Below are 18,197 nucleotides of genomic sequence, written 5' to 3' on the forward strand. Positions count from 1 at the left end.
CATGAAGCAAGATTTGACGGGGATTTAACGAGATATCAATCAAGCCCTCCCCCGCACGACGAGGTCCCCCATGAAGAAGATCGCCCTGCCCCTGCTGCTGCTCTCGCTTTCCCTCTCGCTTGCAGGCTGCGGCCTCGGGACCCCCTCGGCCTCGCAGCTGAGCGCCTCCGACGACGCGCAGCTTGCGGCCGAATCCCTCTCCGGCGGCGACGAGGCGCGTCTTTCGGCCATCGTCGAGCGGCTCTCGGGCGACTTTTTAGGCACCGCCTCGCTGGAGGCCGCGTCGTCGGATCCGTTCGTCGGGCCGCGCGCGGGCCTGCTGTACCGCGCCCTCGACAAGAGCCAGGTCCTGCGCACGCTCGGTTACAAGCTCTCGGGCGCCATCGTGAAGCGCCACTTCAGCAAACCCGGAACGGTCGACGACGTCCCGCCCATCGGACCGGCGGATCGCGCCGCCCTGAGCCGCGCCCTGCAGCCCGGGGACGTGATCCAGTGCGGCAACAACAGCTCGTTCGTGCATGCGATCTTCTACCTGGGCGACGACGTGATCGTCCACGCCCTGGCCCAGGAGGGCTTCGGCCGCAAGATGATCGGGGTGCGCGAGGAGACGCTGACGGCCTACCTGGATCGCGCCGAGCGGGACAAGGTGGTGGTCCTGAGGCCGCGCTGGACGCCCGAGAAGCTCCAGGACGCGATCGCCTTCTCCCGGGCCCAGGTCGGCAAGGACTACGACACCCTCTTCATGACCGACGCGGACGATCGCTTCTACTGCACCGAGCTGGTCTACCGGATCCTGACCCGCACCGGGGTCGCGCGGGTCGAGCCCCACAAGGTCAAGGGCGGCTGGCGGCTCGTCATGAACGAGGACTTCCGCAAGAGCCCGGACCTCGCGGTGGTCTACCGCCTCAACCACGACTAGAGGCGATCGAGAAAAAGCGGGGCGCTCATCAGAGCGCCCCGCTTCGGCTGTTAGTACTGGTTGATGGCCGAGAGGCGCCAGTCGTCCTCGCCGCGGGTGCGGTTGAAGGTCCAGGCCTCCTTGAACTCGACCGGCTCGCTCGTCGAGCCCTCGACCACCTGACCGTGGCGCTCCATGTAGTCCACGAGGCGGGCGTAGATCTTGACGGTGATGTACTCCTCGCGGTCCTCGGTCCACGCCTCGGTGAGCTCGAAGGAGCGCATGACGATGTTCTTGATGACGTTGCGCTCGCCTCGGCCGGCCATGGTGTCGAGGTCCTCGCGGAAGTAGTCGAACATCTCGGGGGTGGTCAGGCCGCGCAGGGCCGCCTGATCGTTGCTCGACCAGGCCTCCTGGACCCGGAAGAAGACGCCCGACAGGGCATCCTCGGTCTGCTCGGTCTTGAAGCCGGGGCTGTTGAGGGCGATGGCCGCGAGGCCCTGCTCCTTGGTCTGGCGGTAGCCGCCGATGTCGGTGATGGTGGGCGCCTGGGCGCCGAACTGCGAGGGCTGGTCGAAGGTCTGCCTGCCGAAGGGGTCCGAGGGGGCCCCCTGGCTGCCCGGCGCGTAGCTCGGCTGCTGGCGGTTCTTGAGCATGCGGTAGGCCATGAAGGCCAGGCCGCCGAGCAACAGCAGCGTCAGGAAGCCGCCGCCACCGCCGCCGCCCATGCCGCCGAAGCCTCCAAAGAGGCCGCCCAGCATCGAGAAGAGGGCGCTGCCCGCGAGCGCGCCGGCGAGGCCCGCCATGAACGGGTTGCGCTGGAACCAGGAGGGCTTGTTCTGCTGGAGCGGGTTGGTCCTTGCCGAGGCTGCGGGGTTGTTCCACTGCCGGGTGCGCTGGATGCCCTGCATGCCGTTGTTGTCGAAGGTGCGCGCGCCGCGCGCCCCCATGGACGAGTACCCGCCCGACCTGGCCGAGCGGCCGGCGCGCGCCGAGGCGTCTTCGGCGACGACCCCGCCGAGGAAGATGCCGAGAGCTGCGATGGCGAGAATTTTACGAGCGTTCAAATGAACCTCCTGTGAGTCGCCGTCCGAGGACGGGGAAAAACGAGATCCGTCGTCTGCTCATCGGGACGTGCCAAAAAGGAGCACGACCTTGGATGAGCGGGCGACGGCCTGCTCAATACCAAGGTCTTGCTCCCGAGCTGTCGCTCGTCGCGGGCACCGAGCCCAGAAGGGCTGTGTTGACGATGCCTGCGTCTGCCTTTTTTTGGGCGGCAGCGGCTACTCCCCTAAGTTTTGAATGGAGGCATCTTACCACACCGCGCCGAGATGTCAAGTGAGGGCTAGGTCTCGGCGGCTGGCATGACCAGCCACAGGATCACGTAGAGGACCCACATGGGGCCGGGCAGGAGGCTGAGCAGCAGCCAGACCAGGCGCGCGGCCATCGGCGAGATGCCGAAGCGATCGGCAAGGCTCCGCAGACCCCTGCGACGATGCGGTGATTGCGGGAGCGCACGAGGCGCGAGGGGGGCGAGGCCATGGCGAGGACACCTCCTGATCAAGGGGATACGCCATGAATGGTATAATAGGAGGTCCACGATTGCCTAGAGCGGGTGCCCGTCGCCCGCGACCGCCCCACGTAAGGAGTCCCCATGGAACCCACCACCGCCCCCGCGGGTGCGCCAGAGTTACTCGATCGCCGCCTGATCGGCGACGTGCTCGATACGGCCCTCTCGAACGGCGCCGACTTCGCCGAGATCTTCGTAGAGGACAAGGCGACCAGCCGCATCTCCCTGCTCGATTCCAAGGTCAAGGACGCCGCCAGCGGCCAGGTCCTGGGGGCGGGCATCCGCGTGCTCTACGGCACCCGCGCGGTCTACGCCCACACCAACGACCTCTCGCGCGAGAGCCTGCTCTTCGCGGCGCGCTCGGTGAGCCAGGCCCACCAGGGTTCCGAGCGCCACCCGGCCTCGGCGCTGGTGAGCGCGCCGCGCGGTCGGGTCCATCCCTTCGAGCGGGACCCGCGCGAGGTGCCCTCGGCGCTCAAGGTCGCCCTGCTCTCGCGGGCCGACCGCGCGGCCCGGGCCTTCGCCAGCGAGATCTCGCAGGTGGACGTTTCGTTGACCGAGTGGGTGCAGCGCGTCCTGGTGGCCAACTCGGAGGGGCTCTTGGCGAGCGACCTTCGGCCCTACGTCCGCCTGGCGATCCAGGCGATCGCCTCGGATGGCACCGAGTTCCAGACCGGCGCCGAGTCGCCGGGCGCCCTGCGCGGCTACGAGTGGATCGACGCGCTCGACGTGGAGGCCCTCGCCCGGTCCGCCGCCGAGCAGGCCATGACCATGCTCAAGGCGGGCTACGCCCCTTCCGGCAAGATGCCCGTCATCATCGACAAGGGCTTCGGCGGGGTCATCCTCCACGAGGCATGCGGTCACCTGCTCGAGACCACCTCGGTCGCGACCGGCGCCTCGGTCTTCGCGGGCAAGATGGGCGAGCGGATCGCCCACCCCAGCGTGACGGTGGTGGATGACGGCACCCTCGAGGCCGAGTGGGGCTCGACGGCCATCGACGACGAGGGCATGCCCACCGAGAAGACGACCCTCATCGAGAACGGCAAGCTCGTCAGCTACATCGTCGACCGGCTCGGCGCCCGCAAGACCGGCTACCGCCCCACGGGCTCGGGCCGCCGCGAGAGCTACCGCTTCGCGCCCACCAGCCGCATGCGCAACACCTACATCGCCCCGGGCCCCCACTCGCTCGAGGAGCTGATCGCCTCGGTGCCCTACGGCCTCTACGCCAAGCGCATGGGCGGCGGATCGGTCAGCCCCGGCACGGGGGACTTCAACTTCTCGGTGCGCGAGGCCTACGTCATCCGCGACGGCAAGCTTTGCGAGCCGGTGCGCGGCGCGACCCTGATCGGTAACGGCTCGGACATCCTCCAGAAGATCGACATGGTGGGCAGCGACCTGGCCCATGCGGCCGGGATGTGCGGCTCGCTGAGCGGCTCGATCCCCGTCAACGTCGGCCAGCCCCCGGTCCGGGTCTCCGAGATCGTCGTGGGCGGAAGGAGCTAAGCAGATGAACACCTACACCACCGAGATCCAGGCCGTGCTCGCGGCCGCGACCCAGGCTGCCGTCGAGGCCGAGGTCTACCTGCGCGCCGCCACCGCCACCACCATCCGCATCCAGGACCAGGAGGTCGACCAGTTCTCGCTGGCGGACTCGCGCGGGGCGGGCATCCGCGTCGTGAAGGACGGAAAGGTCGGCTACGCCTACACCGAGGACCTCTCGGCCGAGGCCATGCTGCGCACCCTCGAGGCCGCGATCACCAACGCGGGCCTCATCCCCGAGTCGGTGGGAGCGGCGCTCGCCTCCTTCGAGGGAGAGACGGCCGAGCTGGGCCTGCACCGCCCCGCGCTCGCCGAGATCGCCGTGCCGGTCAAGATCGACAAGGCCAAGGCCCTCGAGCGCGTCGCGAAGGCCGCGGACCCGCGGATCAAGAACGTGACGAGCACCATGTACTCCGACACCCACGGCTTCGTCCGGGTCGCGAGCACCGCAGGGGTCGATCGCAGCTTCAAGAGCAGCCTCGCGTGGCTCGCCACCGTGCCCCTGCTCCACGCGGACGGCCAGAACAAGAACTACTACCAGGTCAAGGCCGTGCGCGACTTCGAAGCGCTCGATCCCGAGGCGATCGCCCGCGAGGGCGTCGCGCGCGCCGCCGAGAAGCTCGGCGCCCGCGAGCCCCAGTCGGGCACCTACCCGGTCCTGATCGAGTCGGATCCCATGGGGGATCTGCTGCAGGTCTTCTCCGGGATCTTCTCGGGCAAGCTCGCCCAGGAGGGCAAGACCCTGCTCAAGGACCGGATCGGCGAGGCGATCGCCGCGAGCGTCATCACCATCGTCGACGATCCGCTCAACGTGGAGGGCTACGGGGCGCGCCCCTTCGACGACGAGGGCTGCCCTTCCAAGGTCGTGCGGCTGGTCGAGGGGGGCGTGTTCAAGGGCTTCTTGCACAACGCCGAGACCGCGCGCCAGGCCGGGGTGGCCTCGACGGGCCATGCGGCCCGGGGCGGCTACAAGGGCACCGTCGAGGTCGCGCCCTCCAACCTGTACCTGGAGCCCGGGGAGCGCGAGCCCGAGGCGATCCTCGCCGAGTTCGAGCGGGCCGTCATCGTCACCGAGGTGACGGGGCTTCACGCCGGGGCCAACGTGATCTCGGGGGACTTCAGCCTCCAGGCCCAGGGCTTCTGGTGGGAGGGCAAGAAGCGCTCGCCCATCCACAACTTCACCATCTCGGGCAACTTCTACGCCCTGCTCTTGGAGATCGCCGAGGTCGCCAGCGATCTCGAGTGGTTCACCTCCGGGATCGGCTCGCCCTCGGTGCTGGTCAAGGAGCTTGCGATCGCAGGGGCCTAGGGCCCTCGGGGGCCGGCCTAGCGTCGGCCCCCGCCCTCCTCGGTGAGGAACCAGGCGGGCTGCGCTCGATCCGGCGCCTGAAGCCGGCTGTGAATGGTCGGGAGGCGGGCGACCACCCCGAGCGCCATGGCGGTCAGGACGCAGACGAGGACCGAGAGGGCCTGCTGTGGGTTCGTCATCCGCCACCTCCCTGGGGCTTGATTAACAAATCGCAACAATTCCCGCAGCGTAGCCCAGCCCTCAGCTGCCGCGCAAGGTCCTGCCGCGCGTTGCCTTTACACGCCCCGCGCGGGCGCGGTAGGATGCCACCAGGCCTTCAAGCTGCCTGGCCGGGCCGAAAGGATGGAGCCGTGAGCGATCAACCTCTTAACGCGGGCGCTCGCCCGCTTCCGACCGTGCAGGAGGTCATCTCCTGCATGCACACCCTGCAGTCCGCCCTCGGGGCCTACGTCCAGTTCGACGCCCGCAACGACGAGGGAGGCAAGTCGACCGCCTCGGCTCGGGTCATCGGGGCCTACCGCAAGCTGATCCAGACCTACGATGTCCTGCCGGAGGGCCCTCGCCTCAACATGCGCGCGCCGATCCACGCCCTCCACGAGACGGTCGTGAGCATCGGCATCCCGCTCGGCCACTGCCGGGTGCCCCTGCCGGTGGAAGTGCCGCTTCCTGAGCTCGACCCCGAGGCCGATCCGGGCTAGCGCCGAGGGGTGCGACCTTCAGTTGACGCTTCGAGGACCGCAAGGCGTGTCGTATCGTGATCCCAGAGGGCGTCGCGCGCGGCGTCGTCACGAGCGACTGAAACTGAAGAGGAGGCCCCCCATGGCCCAGCCGGAAAAGGTGAGGGAGCTGGCCGAACTCACGGCGCGGCACCCCGAGGTCGCGGTCGAGCTGCTCGACCGGATCGGCAACATCCGCATCATCCTCTTCGACGGCCAGACGCATCCGGAATGCTTGCCCAGCGGGGGCACGCGCGATCGCATTTCGCACGAGGACCCCATCCCGGCGGTCGTCGCCGCGAACGTCTATCCCCGGGAGCTCTACGAGGACGCGGCGATGATCGACTTCGAGCCCATCGCGACCCGCGTCGGCCTCGACGAGGCGATCAAGGTCATCGAGGAGGACTGACTTCCCCAAGGAACGCCGCCCAGCTCGAGGGCGCAGGCGCCTCGAACGCCATGGGGCCCTTGGTCGGGTGCTCGAACGAGAGCCGCGCCGCGTGAAGGGCCATGGGCCCGGGCGCCGGGGCGGGGTGGTAGCGGATGTCGCCCAGGATGGGGTGCCCCAGGTGCGACAGGTGCACCCGGATCTGGTGGGTGCGCCCGGTCTCGAGCCTCAGCTCGAGCAGGGTGCGCCCCTCGCGGCTCTCCAGCGAGCGGTAGCGGGTCCGCGCCGCTTTCCCGTCCGGGCTGACCCTCATCTGCCCTGGCTCGACCGGGTCCCGGCCGATGGGCGCGTCGATCAGGCCCTCCCCCGCGAGCTCTCCCTCGACCCAGGCCAGGTAGACCCGCTCCATCGAGCGCGCAAGGACCTGAGCGAGCAAATGGCGGTGGGCGCTCTCGGCCTTGGCCAGCACCAGGAGCCCGCTCGTGTCGCGGTCCAGGCGATGGACGACGCCCGGCTGCGCCACGCCGCTGATGCCCGGCCAGTGGGGGATGTGGAAGAGCAGGGCGTTGAAGACGCTGCCGCTCCACCAGCCCGGCCCCGGATGGGTCGCCATGCCGGCGGGCTTGTTGACCACCACCAGCTCGTCGTCGGCGTACCGGATGTCGAGGGGCAAGTCCTCGGGCGTCACCGCGCTAGGTTCGACCCCGGGCGGCGTGACGTGGACCGCGGCCCCCGGCCAGAGGCGCAGGGACGGCTTGACGTGCGAGCCGTCTACCGCGACGCGGCCCGCCTCGATCCAGCGGCGCGCCTCGATGCGATCGATCGAAGGGAGCGATTCGGCCAAGAAGACGTCGAGCCGGGCGTCGGAAAGGGCGTGGAAGGTCATGCGTTCAGCCATGGGGGGTATTCTAGCACTCCCTGACTACTCGATGGCCTCGATCGCGAGCACCTGATCCGCCTCGGGCTCGCTCGGCCGCGGCTTGCGGGGGCGATCCGGCGCGCGGAGCTCGTCGGGGGCCTCGGGGGCCTCGGGGTGGATGGAGGCGAGGGCGCGCTCGTCGCCGATGCGCTCCAATGCCCCTGCGACCACCTGCCGGAACGTGAGGGGGGGCTCTTCCTCCGCCGCGTCCTTCGCTCGGCGCTGCTTGCCGGGGCGTCCGGCCTGCTTGAGGGGCTTCTTGACCAGGCCGATCCGCTCCCAGAACGTCTCGCTGGGCTTCTGCATGCTGAGCGCGGCGAGCAGAGGCTTGACCGCACGCACGTCGCCCAGGTCCCCCAGGGTCTCGGCCGCGGCGAAGCGGACCCCCTGGTCCGGGTCCCAGAGGGCCTCGATCAAGGGGTCGATGGCGCGGCTGTCCCCGATGGCCTTGAGGGAGAGCGCGGAGCGGCGTCGCACGTCGCGGCTGGGATCCTGCAGGGCCTGGATCAGGCCGTCCACGGCCTGGGAGTCGCCGATCAGGCCGAGGGCTTCGGCGGCCCGCACCCGTACCGTGCGGTTGGCGTCCTTGAGGGTCCTGACGAGAGGGGCGAGCGCCTTCCTGTCGCAGAAGTCGGCCAGGGCATCCACGGCGGCGGCCCGGACCCGGTGCTCGGGATCCGAGAGGGTGCAGACGAGCGGCTCGACCGCCCGGAAGTCTCCCAGGCGCTGGAGGGCCCGGATGACGGTGACGCGGACCGCGGCGTTGCTCGCGTGGCGCTCGTCTGCCCCCTCGCTCCCCTCTGCGCGCTTGCGCTGCCGGCGAGAAAGAGAAGGCAAAAGGGGGATGGCGAACGATCCCTTCCTGAGCGCCCGGGGGCCAAGGGCCGAGAGGAGCGGGATGACCGCCCGATCGTCTCCGAGCTCGCCGAGGGTCTCGGCGGCGGCTTCTCTGACCCCGTGGTCGGGATCCGTCAGGGCCTGGATGAGCGGCTCGACCGCGCGGCTGCTGCCGAGCTGGTTGAGGGCGAGGGCGCCGTGGCGGCGCACGTCCCGGCAAGGGTCCATGAGGGCCGAGACCAGGCTCTCGATGGCCTTGGCGTCGCCCAGGGTCCCGAGCGCCTCGGCGGCGCGAGCGCGCACGAGCCGGTGAGGGTCCTTGAGGGCGCGCATGAGCGGCTCGACCGCACGGCTGTCGTTGAAGTCGATCAGGGCGCAGACGGCCGCGGCGCGCACCCGGTACTCGGGGTCGCCGAGGGCCTCGAGCATGGGCGAGACGGCCCTGAGGTCCTTGAGGGCGCCGAGCGCCTCGAGGACCTCGACCCGGATCTTCCAGCTCGTGCAGGCGAGCGCCTGGATGAGGGGCTCGACCGCGCGCGAATCTCCCGCCTGGGCAAGCCCCCTCACCGCCTGCGACCGCGTCGCGAGGTCGGTGCTCGTGAGGGCCTTGAGGTGCGCGAGCACGTCGGCGTAGTCGCCGCGGCTCTCTGCGAGCCCCTCGCGCGAGGGCCTGGCGACGCGCGCCTCAATGGCGCGAGCGTCTGGGGTGCGTGCGTCCAGGGTGCGAGTCTCCACGTCGATACCTCCGCCTACCTGCTTCGTTATCCCCGGAACCGTTGCAGGGCTAACGTCCGTGACGGGCGGCGCGCGCCGCAGTAGAATGGAAGCTGGCGATGAAACAAGAGCCGCATCGCCGACCGAAGGGAGTCCAACTTGTACCAGCGCCGCCGCGAAGCCGTCATGAAGGCCATGGGCCATGGGGTCGCCATCCTTCCGAGCGCCCCCATCACCGTCCGCACCGCCGATCTCGACCACGAGTACCGGCAGGACAGCGACTTCTTCTACCTGACAGGCTTCAAGGAGCCCGAGAGCGTCCTGGTCCTCGCTCCCGATCACCCCGAGCACAAGGTCATCCTCTTCGTGCGCGCGCGGGACAAGGAGCGCGAGACCTGGGACGGCAGGCGCGCCGGCACCGAGGGGGCGCTGGCCGACTACGGGGTGGACGCCGCCTACACCATCGACCAGTTCGACAAGGTGATCGAAACCTACCTGGACAACCAGGAGCACCTCCACTTCCAGCTCGGCAAGAACAAGGCCTGGGACGAGCGCATCCTCGCGCTGCTCAAGCGCTACAAGGCCCGCGCCCGCAGCGGCGTGAGCGGGCCCTCGACCCTTCACGACCCCACCGAGATCCTCCACGAGCTGCGCCTCTTCAAGTCGGTTGCGGAGATCGACCTGATGCGCAAGTCGGCCTCGATCGCCGCCGAGGCCCACACGCGGGCCATGACCGCGACCCGATCGGGAATGCACGAGTACGAGATCCAGGCCGAGATCGAGTACGTCTTCAAGCGCCGCGGGGCCATGGGGCCCGCCTACGGCTCGATCGTCGGCGGCGGGGCCAACGGCTGCATCCTGCACTACGTCGAGAACGACGCCGTGCTCAAGGACGGCGATCTCCTGCTCATCGACGCGGGGGCCGAGTACGGCTTCTACGCCTCCGACATCACCCGCACCTTCCCGGTCAGCGGGCGCTTCAGCCCCGCCCAGCAGGAGGTCTACGAGGTGGTGCTCGAGGCCCAGCTCGCGGCCATCGACGCGATCAGGCCCGGGGTGAGCTTCCAGGCGGTTCACGACGCGGCGGTGCGCGTCCTGACCGCGGGGCTGGTCAAGCTCGGCATCCTCTCGGGCGAGGTGGAGGCCCTGGTGGCCGCCGAGGCCTACAAGCCCTTCTACATGCACAAGACCAGCCACTGGCTCGGGATCGACACGCACGACGTCGGCGCCTACAAGGTGAACGGCGAGTGGCGAACCCTCGCGCCCGGCATGGTGCTGACCGTCGAGCCCGGCCTCTACCTCAGCGCGGGCCACGAGGGGGTCGATCCCCGCTACGCCGACATCGGGATCCGCATCGAGGACGACGTGCTCGTCACGCCCGACGGCCACGAGGTCCTCACCCACCAGGTCCCCAAGGCGGTCGAGGAGATCGAGCGCCTGATGCAGGCTTCTATGGCCGCTTCGCGGTAGGACCGTGTACGCGGCGTTCGCGGGCTACCGGTCCCGCCGATCCTCGGACCCCGCGCGGACCGATTCGGCGGTGCTGGTGCCCGTCTGCCTCGACCCCTCGGGGGACTTCCTGCTCTACGCGCTGCGCTCCGAGCGACACGGGGCGCACCGGGGGCAGGTGTGCTTCCCGGGAGGCAAGCGATCGCCCGAGGACGCGGACCTGGTCGCCACCGCGCTGCGCGAGGCCCACGAGGAGATCGGCCTCGACCCCGGCGCCGTCGAGGTCCTGGGGGTGCTCGACGACGTGATCACCCCTACCGGCTTCACCATCACGCCGGTGGTCGGGCAGGTCTCGATGCCCTACGCCTTCTTCCCCAACCCCGACGAGCTCTCCCGGCTCATCCGGGTGCCGGTCGTCGACCTCCTGGACCCCGCCTTGATCCCGCTGGTGAGCGACCCGAGCGCCAGCCCCTGGACCCGGGACGCCTTCGAGGCCGACGGGGTGCGGGTGTGGGGCGCCACCGCCCGGATCACTCGCCAGTTCGTCGACCGCCTGCGCGAAGGGATGCCCCCGCGGTCCCAGGATGGTCCGGCCGTTCGCTGACGAGCCCCGGCTCCGCGATTTGGCCGATGCCGCCGTGGCTGCGCCGCCTCGAGATGGCGTACCATGCCACAGGCGGCATCGAGGCTGGCCATGAAAGGGAGGGCTTTGCGATGGGCATACGCGAGGACAGGATGGCCATGAAGCCCGTCGAAGAGCTGAGCCGGCAAGAGGCTATCCAGGAGCTGGAGCGGCGCGCCCACGCGACCCTCGGCCCGAAAGTGCGCCTCAAGGCGGTCTTCTACCGCAACCTCTCCTGGGAGGCCGAGCTCGAGGGGCCCGACCTGCCGGAGGGCACTCACGGCTACCTCTACGACGACCCGACGGGCGACGTGCAGTTCGGCACCCGCATCGAGCCCGGCACCGGGCACTGAAGAGCGGGGCCTAGCCCGCGCAGATCACCTGGTTGCGCCCCTGGCGCTTCGCGGCGTAAACGGCCCGATCGGCCCGCTCCAGCAGGTCGCCCGGCGTCAGGTCCTCGTCCTGGAGCTGGGCGACGCCGATCGAGGCGCTCAGCCGCACGCGCCGCGGTCCGCTCGTCTCCTGGACCTCGAGCTCCTGGAGGGCCTCGCGCAGCCGCTCGGCGAGGATCGCCGCTCCCTCGCGCTCGGTCTGGGGCAGGATCACCGCGAGCTCCTCGCCGCCGTAGCGGGCGACGGTGTCGCACGCCCGGGCCGAGGCCTGCACCGTTCGCGAAACCTCCCGCAGCACCTCGTCGCCGGTCGGATGGCCGTAGGTGTCGTTGATCCGCTTGAAGTGGTCGATGTCGATGAACATCAGGCTGAGGGGCTGCTCGAAGCGGCGCGCCTCGAAGAAGCGCTTGGCCAGCTGCTCCTGGAAGTGGAGGTGGGTGGTCAGGCCGGTGAGCCCGTCGGTCACCGCCTTTTTCTGGGCGTCGAGGTACAGCCTGCTGACCGCCTCGAGCTTGGTCCGGTGCAGGGCCTGCTCGGCCTTGAACAGGAAAGGGGCGATCGCCTGGGCGCACGCGGGGGCGGCCTCGGCCATGGCCCTGAGCTCGGCGCTCCCGTAGGGGAGGCCGGATCGCCGGGCTCCGATGGTGGCGAGCCCGATCAGCTCGCCGTGCAGGGTGAGAGGCAGGCATGCGCGCGCGCCCACCTGGAACATCAGCTGGTCGAAGGCGCTCGGGAAGCCGTCGGCGCTCGAGCCGACCAGCCAGGGGTCATGCTGCCCGGAGGCGAGCCACTCGCGCAGCGAGAACTCGGGAAGCACCAGGGTCGTCGGGTAGGGCCCCTGCCCCGCCACCAGGTGGAGGCTGGCGTCGCCGGGGGGCGGCAGCCAGACGAAGGCCTGGCTGGCATCCAGCCCCTGCTGAAGGCGCGAGGCGATGAGGCGGGCGACCTCGCTCAGGTCCTTGGCCGACCGGGTGGCCTCCGCGAGGCCCCTCCAGCCGGCAGCGCGCGGATCGAGCCCCGGCGCGCGGCGCGGACGCCGCAGCATGCGCCGCAGGGGCCCGAGCCCGAGGGCCACCAGCCCCCCCGCGACGAAGCTCGAAGCATCGGGATCGAGGCCGAGCGCCGCGCCCAGGGCCAAGCGCGATCCCGCGTAGGCCCCGACGCTCGCGGTGCAGGCGACGAGCAGGGCGAAGGCCCGCGCCTTCAGCGCGCGGCGCTGGCGAGGTTCGAGCGGGGGAATGGACGACGCGGGCTTGCGGGGCATGATGCGATCATAGGGGCGCGCGGCGCGGGTTCAAGTGCAAGCGTCACGATGGGCGGGTCGCCTCAGTCCTGCCCCCCCGAGCGCCAGTCGCCCACCGACCCCACCTCGTCGCGGGCCAGTGCGAACAGGTCGCGCCGGGTCTGGTCGTCCACCGGGGGGGCGGTGGGCGTGTCCGCGCGCGAGTAGGCGTCTGGTGCGAGGTCGTTGATGGGCACGCTGCCCCGGAAGTCGGGCACCCCCTCGATGAACTGCCTGACGAGCACCGTCAGCCCGACGGCGCCCGCCACGCACAGCACCAGTAGCAGGACCAGGCTCAGGACCACCCCCCAGACCGGCAGCGAGAACGTGATCATGGCGGCCCCCTTTCCTTCGGAAGGGAAGCTTAGCGCCGGGTGGCCCCGGTCGCAAGCGACGACCGGGCCAGAGCGATAGCGCCTGGAAGCTTAGACGCCCGCGGCTTCCGCGGCCATGCAGCACTTCTTGTACTTCTTGCCGCTGCCGCAGGTGCAGGGATCGTTGCGGCCCACCTTCTCGCCGGCGAGGTAGGGGGTCTGGGGGCCGTGGTGGTGGCCGTGATCGTGGCCGCAGCTGGAGTGGTCGTGGTCGTGGTCGTGCATGGCGCCTCCGGGGCGGGGATTTCCCGCGATGTGATACGAGCCCGTCCTTTAGATGAGCCCGTCCTGATACGAGCCCGTCAATTATATACGAGATGAAGCGCTCGACCCCAAGCGCCCTGGCTTGGGGTATAATCGCGTCGATGCCTGCCGCTCGTCCTCATAACCGTCGCTTCCTGGCCCTCGCCCTCGCGTCTTTCGTCGCGGCGCTCTCGGGCTGCGGGGACCCGATCCCCAATGCCCCCAACGGCCCTCGGCTCGAGGAGCGCACCGTGCTGCGCACCATCCCCCAGAAGAAGGGCAAGCTGGAGCGGCTCCGGGGCGAGCTGGTCCTGACCACCGAGGGCAGCCCCTACGAGCAGGGCTTCCAGCACGGCTACCTCCTGCGCGACGAGCTTCGCACCTTCTACCGCGAGTACTACGAGGGGAAGCTGTTCGCAGCCTTCAAGCCCTTTCCCGGCTTCACCTACGCGTGGTATGCCCGCTCTCTGGCTTCCGCCTACACCGCCGACGAGCGCGCCGAGATCAAGGGCCTCGCCGACGGATCCGGCATGAGCGAGGACCAGATCCTCGTCATGCAGGCCGAGGCGCCCTGGGGGCCCCCGGCTTCCTGGCTGGGTCTGGGCGTCCCCCTGCGTCCCGTCTTCGGGTCGGCGGCCTTCGTCGCCCGGGGCCCGGCGACCATCGGCGGGGCGACGCTCGTGGGCGCGAGCGTCAGCGGCCTGGGGTACGGCCAGCTGCACCGCTTCGCCCTGATCAGGGTGCAGCATCCATCCAAGGGTTACGCCTTTGTCCAGCCGGGCTTCGTCGGGCGGGTGATGGACGGCGGGATGGCCTGGAACGAGCGGGGACTCAGCCTCGCGGCCAACGATGCTCGCATGCGCTGGGCCAACGCCTCGGGCGTCACGGCGGGCCTGCTCACCCGGCGCGTCGCGCAGAGCTGCGCCACCCTGGACCAGGCCGAGGCCCTGGTTCGATCCCTTCGCCCCCGCGCCGGGCAGGGCTTGCTGCTCACCATGGCCACGCGCGAAGGGGCGCGCGTCCTGGAGGTGGGGCAGACCGTCTCGGATGCCTGGCAGGGCCGCGATCGCATCCAGGTTCGCCCCGTCCCTGCCGCCATCGCCGTGACCAGCGCCTATCACGCGGAGGCGTTCCGGGAGGTGGCGGGGAGCGATCCCGACGCGGCCGCGCGCGAGTCTCGCCTGGTGGGCATGTTGCAGGGCTCCTTCGGCCGTCTGGACGTGAGCCGGGCCATGGAGATTCTCAGCGACCGCGCCGTCGCCCTCGACGCGGCCGTGCCGGGCCTGCGCCTCGGCCCGTTCACCCTTGCCGCCCCCGCCCGGGTCACGACGGTGCTCAGCGCCGTCCGCAGCCTGGAGGCCGAGACGCTCTACCTGGCCCAGGGGCGCGAGACGCTCGAGAGCCCGGCGCAGTTCGAGGCCTTCGGGCTGGCCGAGCTGCTGTCGAGCACGTCGTCGGTGCCCGTCCCTCGCCTGCCTGGCCCCCCAAGCGCGACCGCGAGCCCCGCGCTCGCGCCTTAGCGCTCCGCGCAGGGCTCGCGGCCGAGGGGGCTACCTGGTCTCGAGGTGAAGGGTGAGCGCGCGGTAGCTCGCGGCGAGCCGCTCGGGATCGGCCCCGACCTGCGAGCCGGCGCCAAGAGGGCGCTCGCCCAGCAGGGCCCGGGCGATCGCCCGGGGCGCGGTGTCGCTGGCGAGCGCGGCCGGTGAAGGCTGCACCCTGGCGAGCGCGCAGCCTCCGAGCACCGTGCCGAGGGCCGCCAGAGAGGCCATGAAAGTCTTGCTCATGCCGGGAATCTTCCCCTTTCCGGGCCCGTACGTGGGGACCCAAGAACGACTTACCCCGCCCGTCCCGCGGCATCGCGGGGCAGGCGGGGTAAATCTCGGCGAAGGTTACTTGAGGATGCTCTCGCCCGAGTTGACGCGCCAGTCATCGAGCATGGCGTCCAGGTCCTTGGTGGTCTTGCCGTTGCGCAGGACCATGTCGTTGTCGCTGCTGGTGTCGGCGTCCATTGCCCCGACGGTGCCCTTGACGCTGCCGCTGTCGCGATCGCCCGAGACGGTGCCCGAGATGTCCAGGTACTGCGAGCCGTTGCGCTTGATGTTGAGCATGTTGATCTTGTCGCCGTCCTTGGTGAAGACCTCCAGGCGATCGTAGGGGACCCCGCTGTCGAACTTGTCCTTGCTCATCTTCACGTGGCCGCCGCCGGGCAGCTGGATGTCCTTGCCCGCCTCGAAGGGGTAGGCCTTGCCGTTGATGGTGACGGTCTTGCTCGCAGCGTCGAACTGGACGGTGTTGCCGTCGGTCTTGACCGCGGCCTGGGTCTGCCAGATGCCGGAGCTGCCCTTGATGGGCTCCTGGCGGGACTGGACCATCAGGTCGCCGCTGTCGGACTTGAGCAGGACGAAGTCGCCCTGCTTCTTGTTGTCGTACTTGCCGCCGTCGGCGGTGGTGATGTGGGGGTCGGCCACCGAGAGGAACTTCTGAGGCTTGCCCATCTTCTCCTTGGGCTCCTCTTTCTTCTTCTCCTCGACCTTCTTGGGCTCCTCCTTCTTTTCTTCGACCTTCTTGGGTTCTTCGTCCTTCTCCTCGGGCGTCTTGACGGTGGTGCCGGGAGCGGTCCCGGGCAGCTTGCCGACGGGATTGCCCTCGGCCTTCTCGTCGCCCTCGTCATCGCCGCCGATGAGGCCGAGCAGGCCATCCAGAAGGTCGATGACGTTGCCCAAGGTGGGGTCGATCTTGGTGGGCGAGGACACGTCGACCGGCGACGAGTCGCGCAGCACGATCTCCGAGGTCTTGCCGGAGCTCACGACGGCGGTCGTGTCGGGCGCGGGCGGAGGCGTGATGGGCTCGGCCGCGCGGGACGTGACCGGAGAGGACTCGATGGGAGCGATCTGCTCGACGGGCTTCGCCGGCTCGGCGAACCTGGGCTGGATTCCCTCGGAAAACCGCGCCGAAATCGTGCCGTCAGCCATGGTGAAGCTCCTTTGCGTAAACGGGGGATGATGAACGACAACCCCTTCTCTTATGCCGGGAATCACGTTAAAGCTTGTCGAACAGTATCAAGCGTTCGTTAAAACTCCGTCGCGCTTGCGCTAAATCTCCGCGCGTGCAAGCCTGGCTAGGAGGCGTTTGGACCCGGTATAATGAGGTCGGTCGAGGCCAGGGGGGCCGGTTTGCGCGCCCCCACCCGAGAGGGAGACCCATGCTGATCACCCGACGCTTCAGGTTCGCCGCCGCCCACCGCTACTACGACGAGGCCCTGGGCCTCGAGGAGAACCAGCGGCTCTTCGGCCCGTGCGCCAGCCGCCACGGCCACGGCCACAACTACGTCCTGGACGTGAGCGTGCGCGGGACGATCGCGCCGCGCACCGGCATGATCGTCAACCTGAAGGACCTCAAGGACGTCGTCCAGGAGAAGGTGATCTCCCGCTACGACTTCAAGCACCTCAACTTCGACATGGACGACTTCAGGGACACCCAGCCGACCTGCGAGGCGATCGCCATCCGGGTCTGGGAGCTGCTCGAGGGCGAGATCCCGGGTTGCGAGCTGGCGCGCGTTCGGGTGTACGAGAGCGAGGACCTGTTCGCCGACTACGAGGGCGAGTCGGCATGAGGCGCGCGGCGCTCACGCGGGTCTTTCGCTTCTCGGCGGCCCACCGTCTTCACAGCCCCTTTCTCGACGACGAGGCCAACCGCGAGCTCTACCGGGACTGCAACAACCCGGGCGGGCACGGCCACAACTACGTGCTGGAGGTGACGCTGAAGGGGACCGTCGCGCCGCGAACCGGCATGCTGGTCGATCTGCCTCTGTTCGAGCGCATCGTCCATGAGCGGGTGCTGTCGCGCCTCGACCACCAGTTCATCGGGGTCCGGGAGTTCGGGCCCGATCCTGATCCCGACGCCTTCATCTCGACCTCCGAGGTGGTGACCGCCATGATCTGGTCGTGGCTCGACGGAGCCTTCCCCGAGGGGGTGAGCCTCGCGCGAATCCGGCTCGAGGAGACCCGCAACAACTTCTTCGAGTACCGCGGCGAGGACTCCCTCGCCACTCACCAAGGAGATCCCTCATGATCAAGCGCGTCGTCATCGTCACGGGCGCGAGCCGCGGCATCGGGGCAGAGATCGCGCGCCGCCTGGCCTTCGAGGGCTACCGGGTGGTGCTCGCGGCGCGCTCCCATGCCCCCCTCCATGCGCTCGCCGCGGAGCTGCCCGAGGCGATCGCCCATCCTCTCGACGTCACCGATCCCGTGCAGGTCCAGGGCCTCGTGGACAGGACGATGGAGCAATGGGGCCGGATCGACGCCCTGATCAACAACGCGGGCCATGCGCACGTTGCCCCGGTCGAGGAGATCACCCCCGACCAGTTCGCCCATCAGCTCAACGTCAACGTGATGGGGCCCTTCCTCTGCACGCGTGCGGTGCTGCCCATCATGCGGGCCCAGCACGGCGGGCAGGTGGTCAACGTCCTGTCCGTGGCAGCAAAGCGGGCGTTTCCGAACTGGAGCGCCTACTGCGCCTCCAAGTTCGCCCTGGACGGCTTCGGTCAGGCCTTGGCCGAGGAGCTGAAGGGAACGGGGATTCGCCTGACGGCGATCTACCCGGGCGCCACCGACACGCCCCTCTGGGACGGGATGGGGATGTCGGCCGAGCAGCGCGCCGGCATGGTGCGGCCCGAGGACGTGGCGGACGCGGTGGCGTTTGCCCTGCGCCAGCCCGCGCGCACGCGGGTGGCCGAGGTGATCGTCGAGCCCTCGAGGGGGGACGTCTAGCCCTCGGAGCCTGCGGCCTGGGCCTGCAGGGCCTCGGCTGCCAGGCGCGCGGCGCGCTTGGATCGGATCATCAGCACCAGCGTGACGACGACCGCGATCCACCCCCCGAGCAAGGAGAGAAGGGCCACCGGGAGGAACCAGCCAGGAAACATGGGAGTCCTTTCGAGCGCATGGAG

The 18,197-nt window shown here is 69.7% G+C and carries 23 protein-coding genes; 12 read left to right on the forward strand and 11 right to left on the reverse strand.

Annotated features, from left to right (window positions below; genetic code table 11):
• The first annotated feature begins 70 nt into the window (after window positions 1–70).
• Window positions 71–919 (forward strand): YiiX/YebB-like N1pC/P60 family cysteine hydrolase, encoded by an 849-nt coding sequence (locus V6D00_16005; GenBank protein HEY9900683.1) that lies wholly within the window; start codon window positions 71–73, stop codon window positions 917–919.
• Between the two features lie 50 nt (window positions 920–969).
• Here the strand turns inward: V6D00_16005 and V6D00_16010 are convergent, their stop codons facing one another.
• Together V6D00_16010 and V6D00_16015 are read right to left on the reverse strand one after the other, a co-directional pair.
• Window positions 970–1,965: a Tim44 domain-containing protein gene (locus tag V6D00_16010; GenBank protein HEY9900684.1), complete on the reverse strand. Its 996-nt coding sequence runs from the start codon at window positions 1,963–1,965 to the stop codon at window positions 970–972.
• 278 nt (window positions 1,966–2,243) lie between these two features.
• Entirely contained in the window at window positions 2,244–2,498 is a 255-nt protein-coding gene (locus V6D00_16015) for a PspC domain-containing protein (GenBank protein ID HEY9900685.1), read from the reverse strand.
• A gap of 54 nt (window positions 2,499–2,552) precedes the next feature.
• On the opposite strand from V6D00_16015, the gene V6D00_16020 reads away from it, so the two are divergent.
• Both V6D00_16020 and V6D00_16025 read left to right on the forward strand, forming a co-directional pair.
• Complete coding sequence (locus V6D00_16020) at window positions 2,553–3,971, forward strand: TldD/PmbA family protein (protein HEY9900686.1); 1,419 nt, start codon at window positions 2,553–2,555, stop codon at window positions 3,969–3,971.
• 4 nt (window positions 3,972–3,975) lie between these two features.
• Complete coding sequence (locus V6D00_16025; GenBank protein ID HEY9900687.1) at window positions 3,976–5,316, forward strand: TldD/PmbA family protein; 1,341 nt, start codon at window positions 3,976–3,978, stop codon at window positions 5,314–5,316.
• A 17-nt stretch (window positions 5,317–5,333) separates the two neighbouring features.
• Here V6D00_16025 and V6D00_16030 read toward each other — a convergent pair whose 3' ends face one another.
• Window positions 5,334–5,495, reverse strand: a complete 162-nt coding sequence (locus V6D00_16030) for a hypothetical protein (protein ID HEY9900688.1) — start codon at window positions 5,493–5,495, stop codon at window positions 5,334–5,336.
• 171 nt (window positions 5,496–5,666) lie between these two features.
• Between V6D00_16030 and V6D00_16035 the strand changes: the two genes are divergently transcribed.
• The gene (locus tag V6D00_16035; protein ID HEY9900689.1) at window positions 5,667–6,014 is read left to right on the forward strand and encodes a hypothetical protein; all 348 of its coding nucleotides are present in this window, start codon (window positions 5,667–5,669) and stop codon (window positions 6,012–6,014) included.
• 121 nt (window positions 6,015–6,135) lie between these two features.
• Window positions 6,136–6,441, forward strand: a complete 306-nt coding sequence (locus tag V6D00_16040; protein HEY9900690.1) for a hypothetical protein — start codon at window positions 6,136–6,138, stop codon at window positions 6,439–6,441.
• Here V6D00_16040 and V6D00_16045 read toward each other — a convergent pair.
• Together V6D00_16045 and V6D00_16050 are read right to left on the reverse strand one after the other, a co-directional pair.
• A complete protein-coding gene (locus tag V6D00_16045) occupies window positions 6,425–7,318 on the reverse strand; it encodes an RluA family pseudouridine synthase (GenBank protein ID HEY9900691.1) in 894 nt (297 codons plus the stop codon). The genes V6D00_16040 and V6D00_16045 overlap by 17 nt on opposite strands.
• Window positions 7,319–7,342: 24 nt before the next feature.
• Window positions 7,343–8,911 carry a HEAT repeat domain-containing protein gene (locus V6D00_16050; GenBank protein HEY9900692.1) on the reverse strand — a complete coding sequence of 523 codons (1,569 nt, stop codon included), beginning with the start codon at window positions 8,909–8,911 and terminating at the stop codon, window positions 7,343–7,345.
• Window positions 8,912–9,049: 138 nt separating this feature from the next.
• On the opposite strand from V6D00_16050, the gene pepP reads away from it, so the two are divergent.
• From pepP to V6D00_16065, 3 genes are all read left to right on the forward strand, one after another.
• Window positions 9,050–10,360 carry a Xaa-Pro aminopeptidase gene (gene pepP, locus V6D00_16055; GenBank protein ID HEY9900693.1) on the forward strand — a complete coding sequence of 437 codons (1,311 nt, stop codon included), beginning with the start codon at window positions 9,050–9,052 and terminating at the stop codon, window positions 10,358–10,360.
• Between the two features lie 4 nt (window positions 10,361–10,364).
• Entirely contained in the window at window positions 10,365–10,943 is a 579-nt protein-coding gene (locus tag V6D00_16060) for a CoA pyrophosphatase (GenBank protein HEY9900694.1), read from the forward strand.
• 110 nt (window positions 10,944–11,053) lie between these two features.
• Entirely contained in the window at window positions 11,054–11,314 is a 261-nt protein-coding gene (locus V6D00_16065; protein ID HEY9900695.1) for a hypothetical protein, read from the forward strand.
• A 10-nt stretch (window positions 11,315–11,324) separates the two neighbouring features.
• On the opposite strand, the gene V6D00_16070 is transcribed toward V6D00_16065, so the two are convergent.
• From V6D00_16070 to V6D00_16080, 3 genes are all read right to left on the reverse strand, one after another.
• Window positions 11,325–12,617, reverse strand: coding sequence for a GGDEF domain-containing protein (locus V6D00_16070; GenBank protein ID HEY9900696.1), 1,293 nt, complete (start codon window positions 12,615–12,617; stop codon window positions 11,325–11,327).
• A gap of 62 nt (window positions 12,618–12,679) precedes the next feature.
• A complete protein-coding gene (locus tag V6D00_16075) occupies window positions 12,680–12,970 on the reverse strand; it encodes a hypothetical protein (GenBank protein HEY9900697.1) in 291 nt (96 codons plus the stop codon).
• 90 nt (window positions 12,971–13,060) lie between these two features.
• Window positions 13,061–13,234, reverse strand: coding sequence for an SEC-C metal-binding domain-containing protein (locus tag V6D00_16080; GenBank protein ID HEY9900698.1), 174 nt, complete (start codon window positions 13,232–13,234; stop codon window positions 13,061–13,063).
• Window positions 13,235–13,374: 140 nt separating this feature from the next.
• Between V6D00_16080 and V6D00_16085 the strand changes: the two genes are divergently transcribed.
• Window positions 13,375–14,772 carry a C45 family peptidase gene (locus V6D00_16085; GenBank protein HEY9900699.1) on the forward strand — a complete coding sequence of 466 codons (1,398 nt, stop codon included), beginning with the start codon at window positions 13,375–13,377 and terminating at the stop codon, window positions 14,770–14,772.
• A 30-nt stretch (window positions 14,773–14,802) separates the two neighbouring features.
• Here V6D00_16085 and V6D00_16090 read toward each other — a convergent pair whose 3' ends face one another.
• Window positions 14,803–15,036, reverse strand: coding sequence for a hypothetical protein (locus V6D00_16090; protein HEY9900700.1), 234 nt, complete (start codon window positions 15,034–15,036; stop codon window positions 14,803–14,805).
• A 105-nt stretch (window positions 15,037–15,141) separates the two neighbouring features.
• Window positions 15,142–16,224: a VWD domain-containing protein gene (locus V6D00_16095; protein HEY9900701.1), complete on the reverse strand. Its 1,083-nt coding sequence runs from the start codon at window positions 16,222–16,224 to the stop codon at window positions 15,142–15,144.
• Window positions 16,225–16,454: 230 nt separating this feature from the next.
• Here V6D00_16095 and V6D00_16100 point away from each other — a divergent pair, with 230 nt between their 5' ends.
• The 3 genes from V6D00_16100 to V6D00_16110 are packed head-to-tail and all read left to right on the forward strand — an operon-like array spanning window position 16,455 to window position 18,021.
• Window positions 16,455–16,865 carry a 6-carboxytetrahydropterin synthase gene (locus tag V6D00_16100; GenBank protein ID HEY9900702.1) on the forward strand — a complete coding sequence of 137 codons (411 nt, stop codon included), beginning with the start codon at window positions 16,455–16,457 and terminating at the stop codon, window positions 16,863–16,865.
• Window positions 16,862–17,323, forward strand: a complete 462-nt coding sequence (locus tag V6D00_16105) for a 6-carboxytetrahydropterin synthase (GenBank protein HEY9900703.1) — start codon at window positions 16,862–16,864, stop codon at window positions 17,321–17,323. The genes V6D00_16100 and V6D00_16105 overlap by 4 nt, the downstream gene beginning before the upstream one ends.
• The gene (locus V6D00_16110; GenBank protein ID HEY9900704.1) at window positions 17,320–18,021 is read left to right on the forward strand and encodes an SDR family oxidoreductase; all 702 of its coding nucleotides are present in this window, start codon (window positions 17,320–17,322) and stop codon (window positions 18,019–18,021) included. The genes V6D00_16105 and V6D00_16110 overlap by 4 nt, the downstream gene beginning before the upstream one ends.
• On the opposite strand, the gene V6D00_16115 is transcribed toward V6D00_16110, so the two are convergent.
• Window positions 18,018–18,173 (reverse strand): hypothetical protein, encoded by a 156-nt coding sequence (locus V6D00_16115; GenBank protein HEY9900705.1) that lies wholly within the window; start codon window positions 18,171–18,173, stop codon window positions 18,018–18,020. The genes V6D00_16110 and V6D00_16115 overlap by 4 nt on opposite strands.
• Window positions 18,174–18,197 lie beyond the last annotated feature (24 nt).

Source organism: Pantanalinema sp. (assembly GCA_036704125.1).
In the GTDB taxonomy this organism is placed as follows: Bacteria; Cyanobacteriota; Sericytochromatia; order S15B-MN24; family UBA4093; genus JAGIBK01.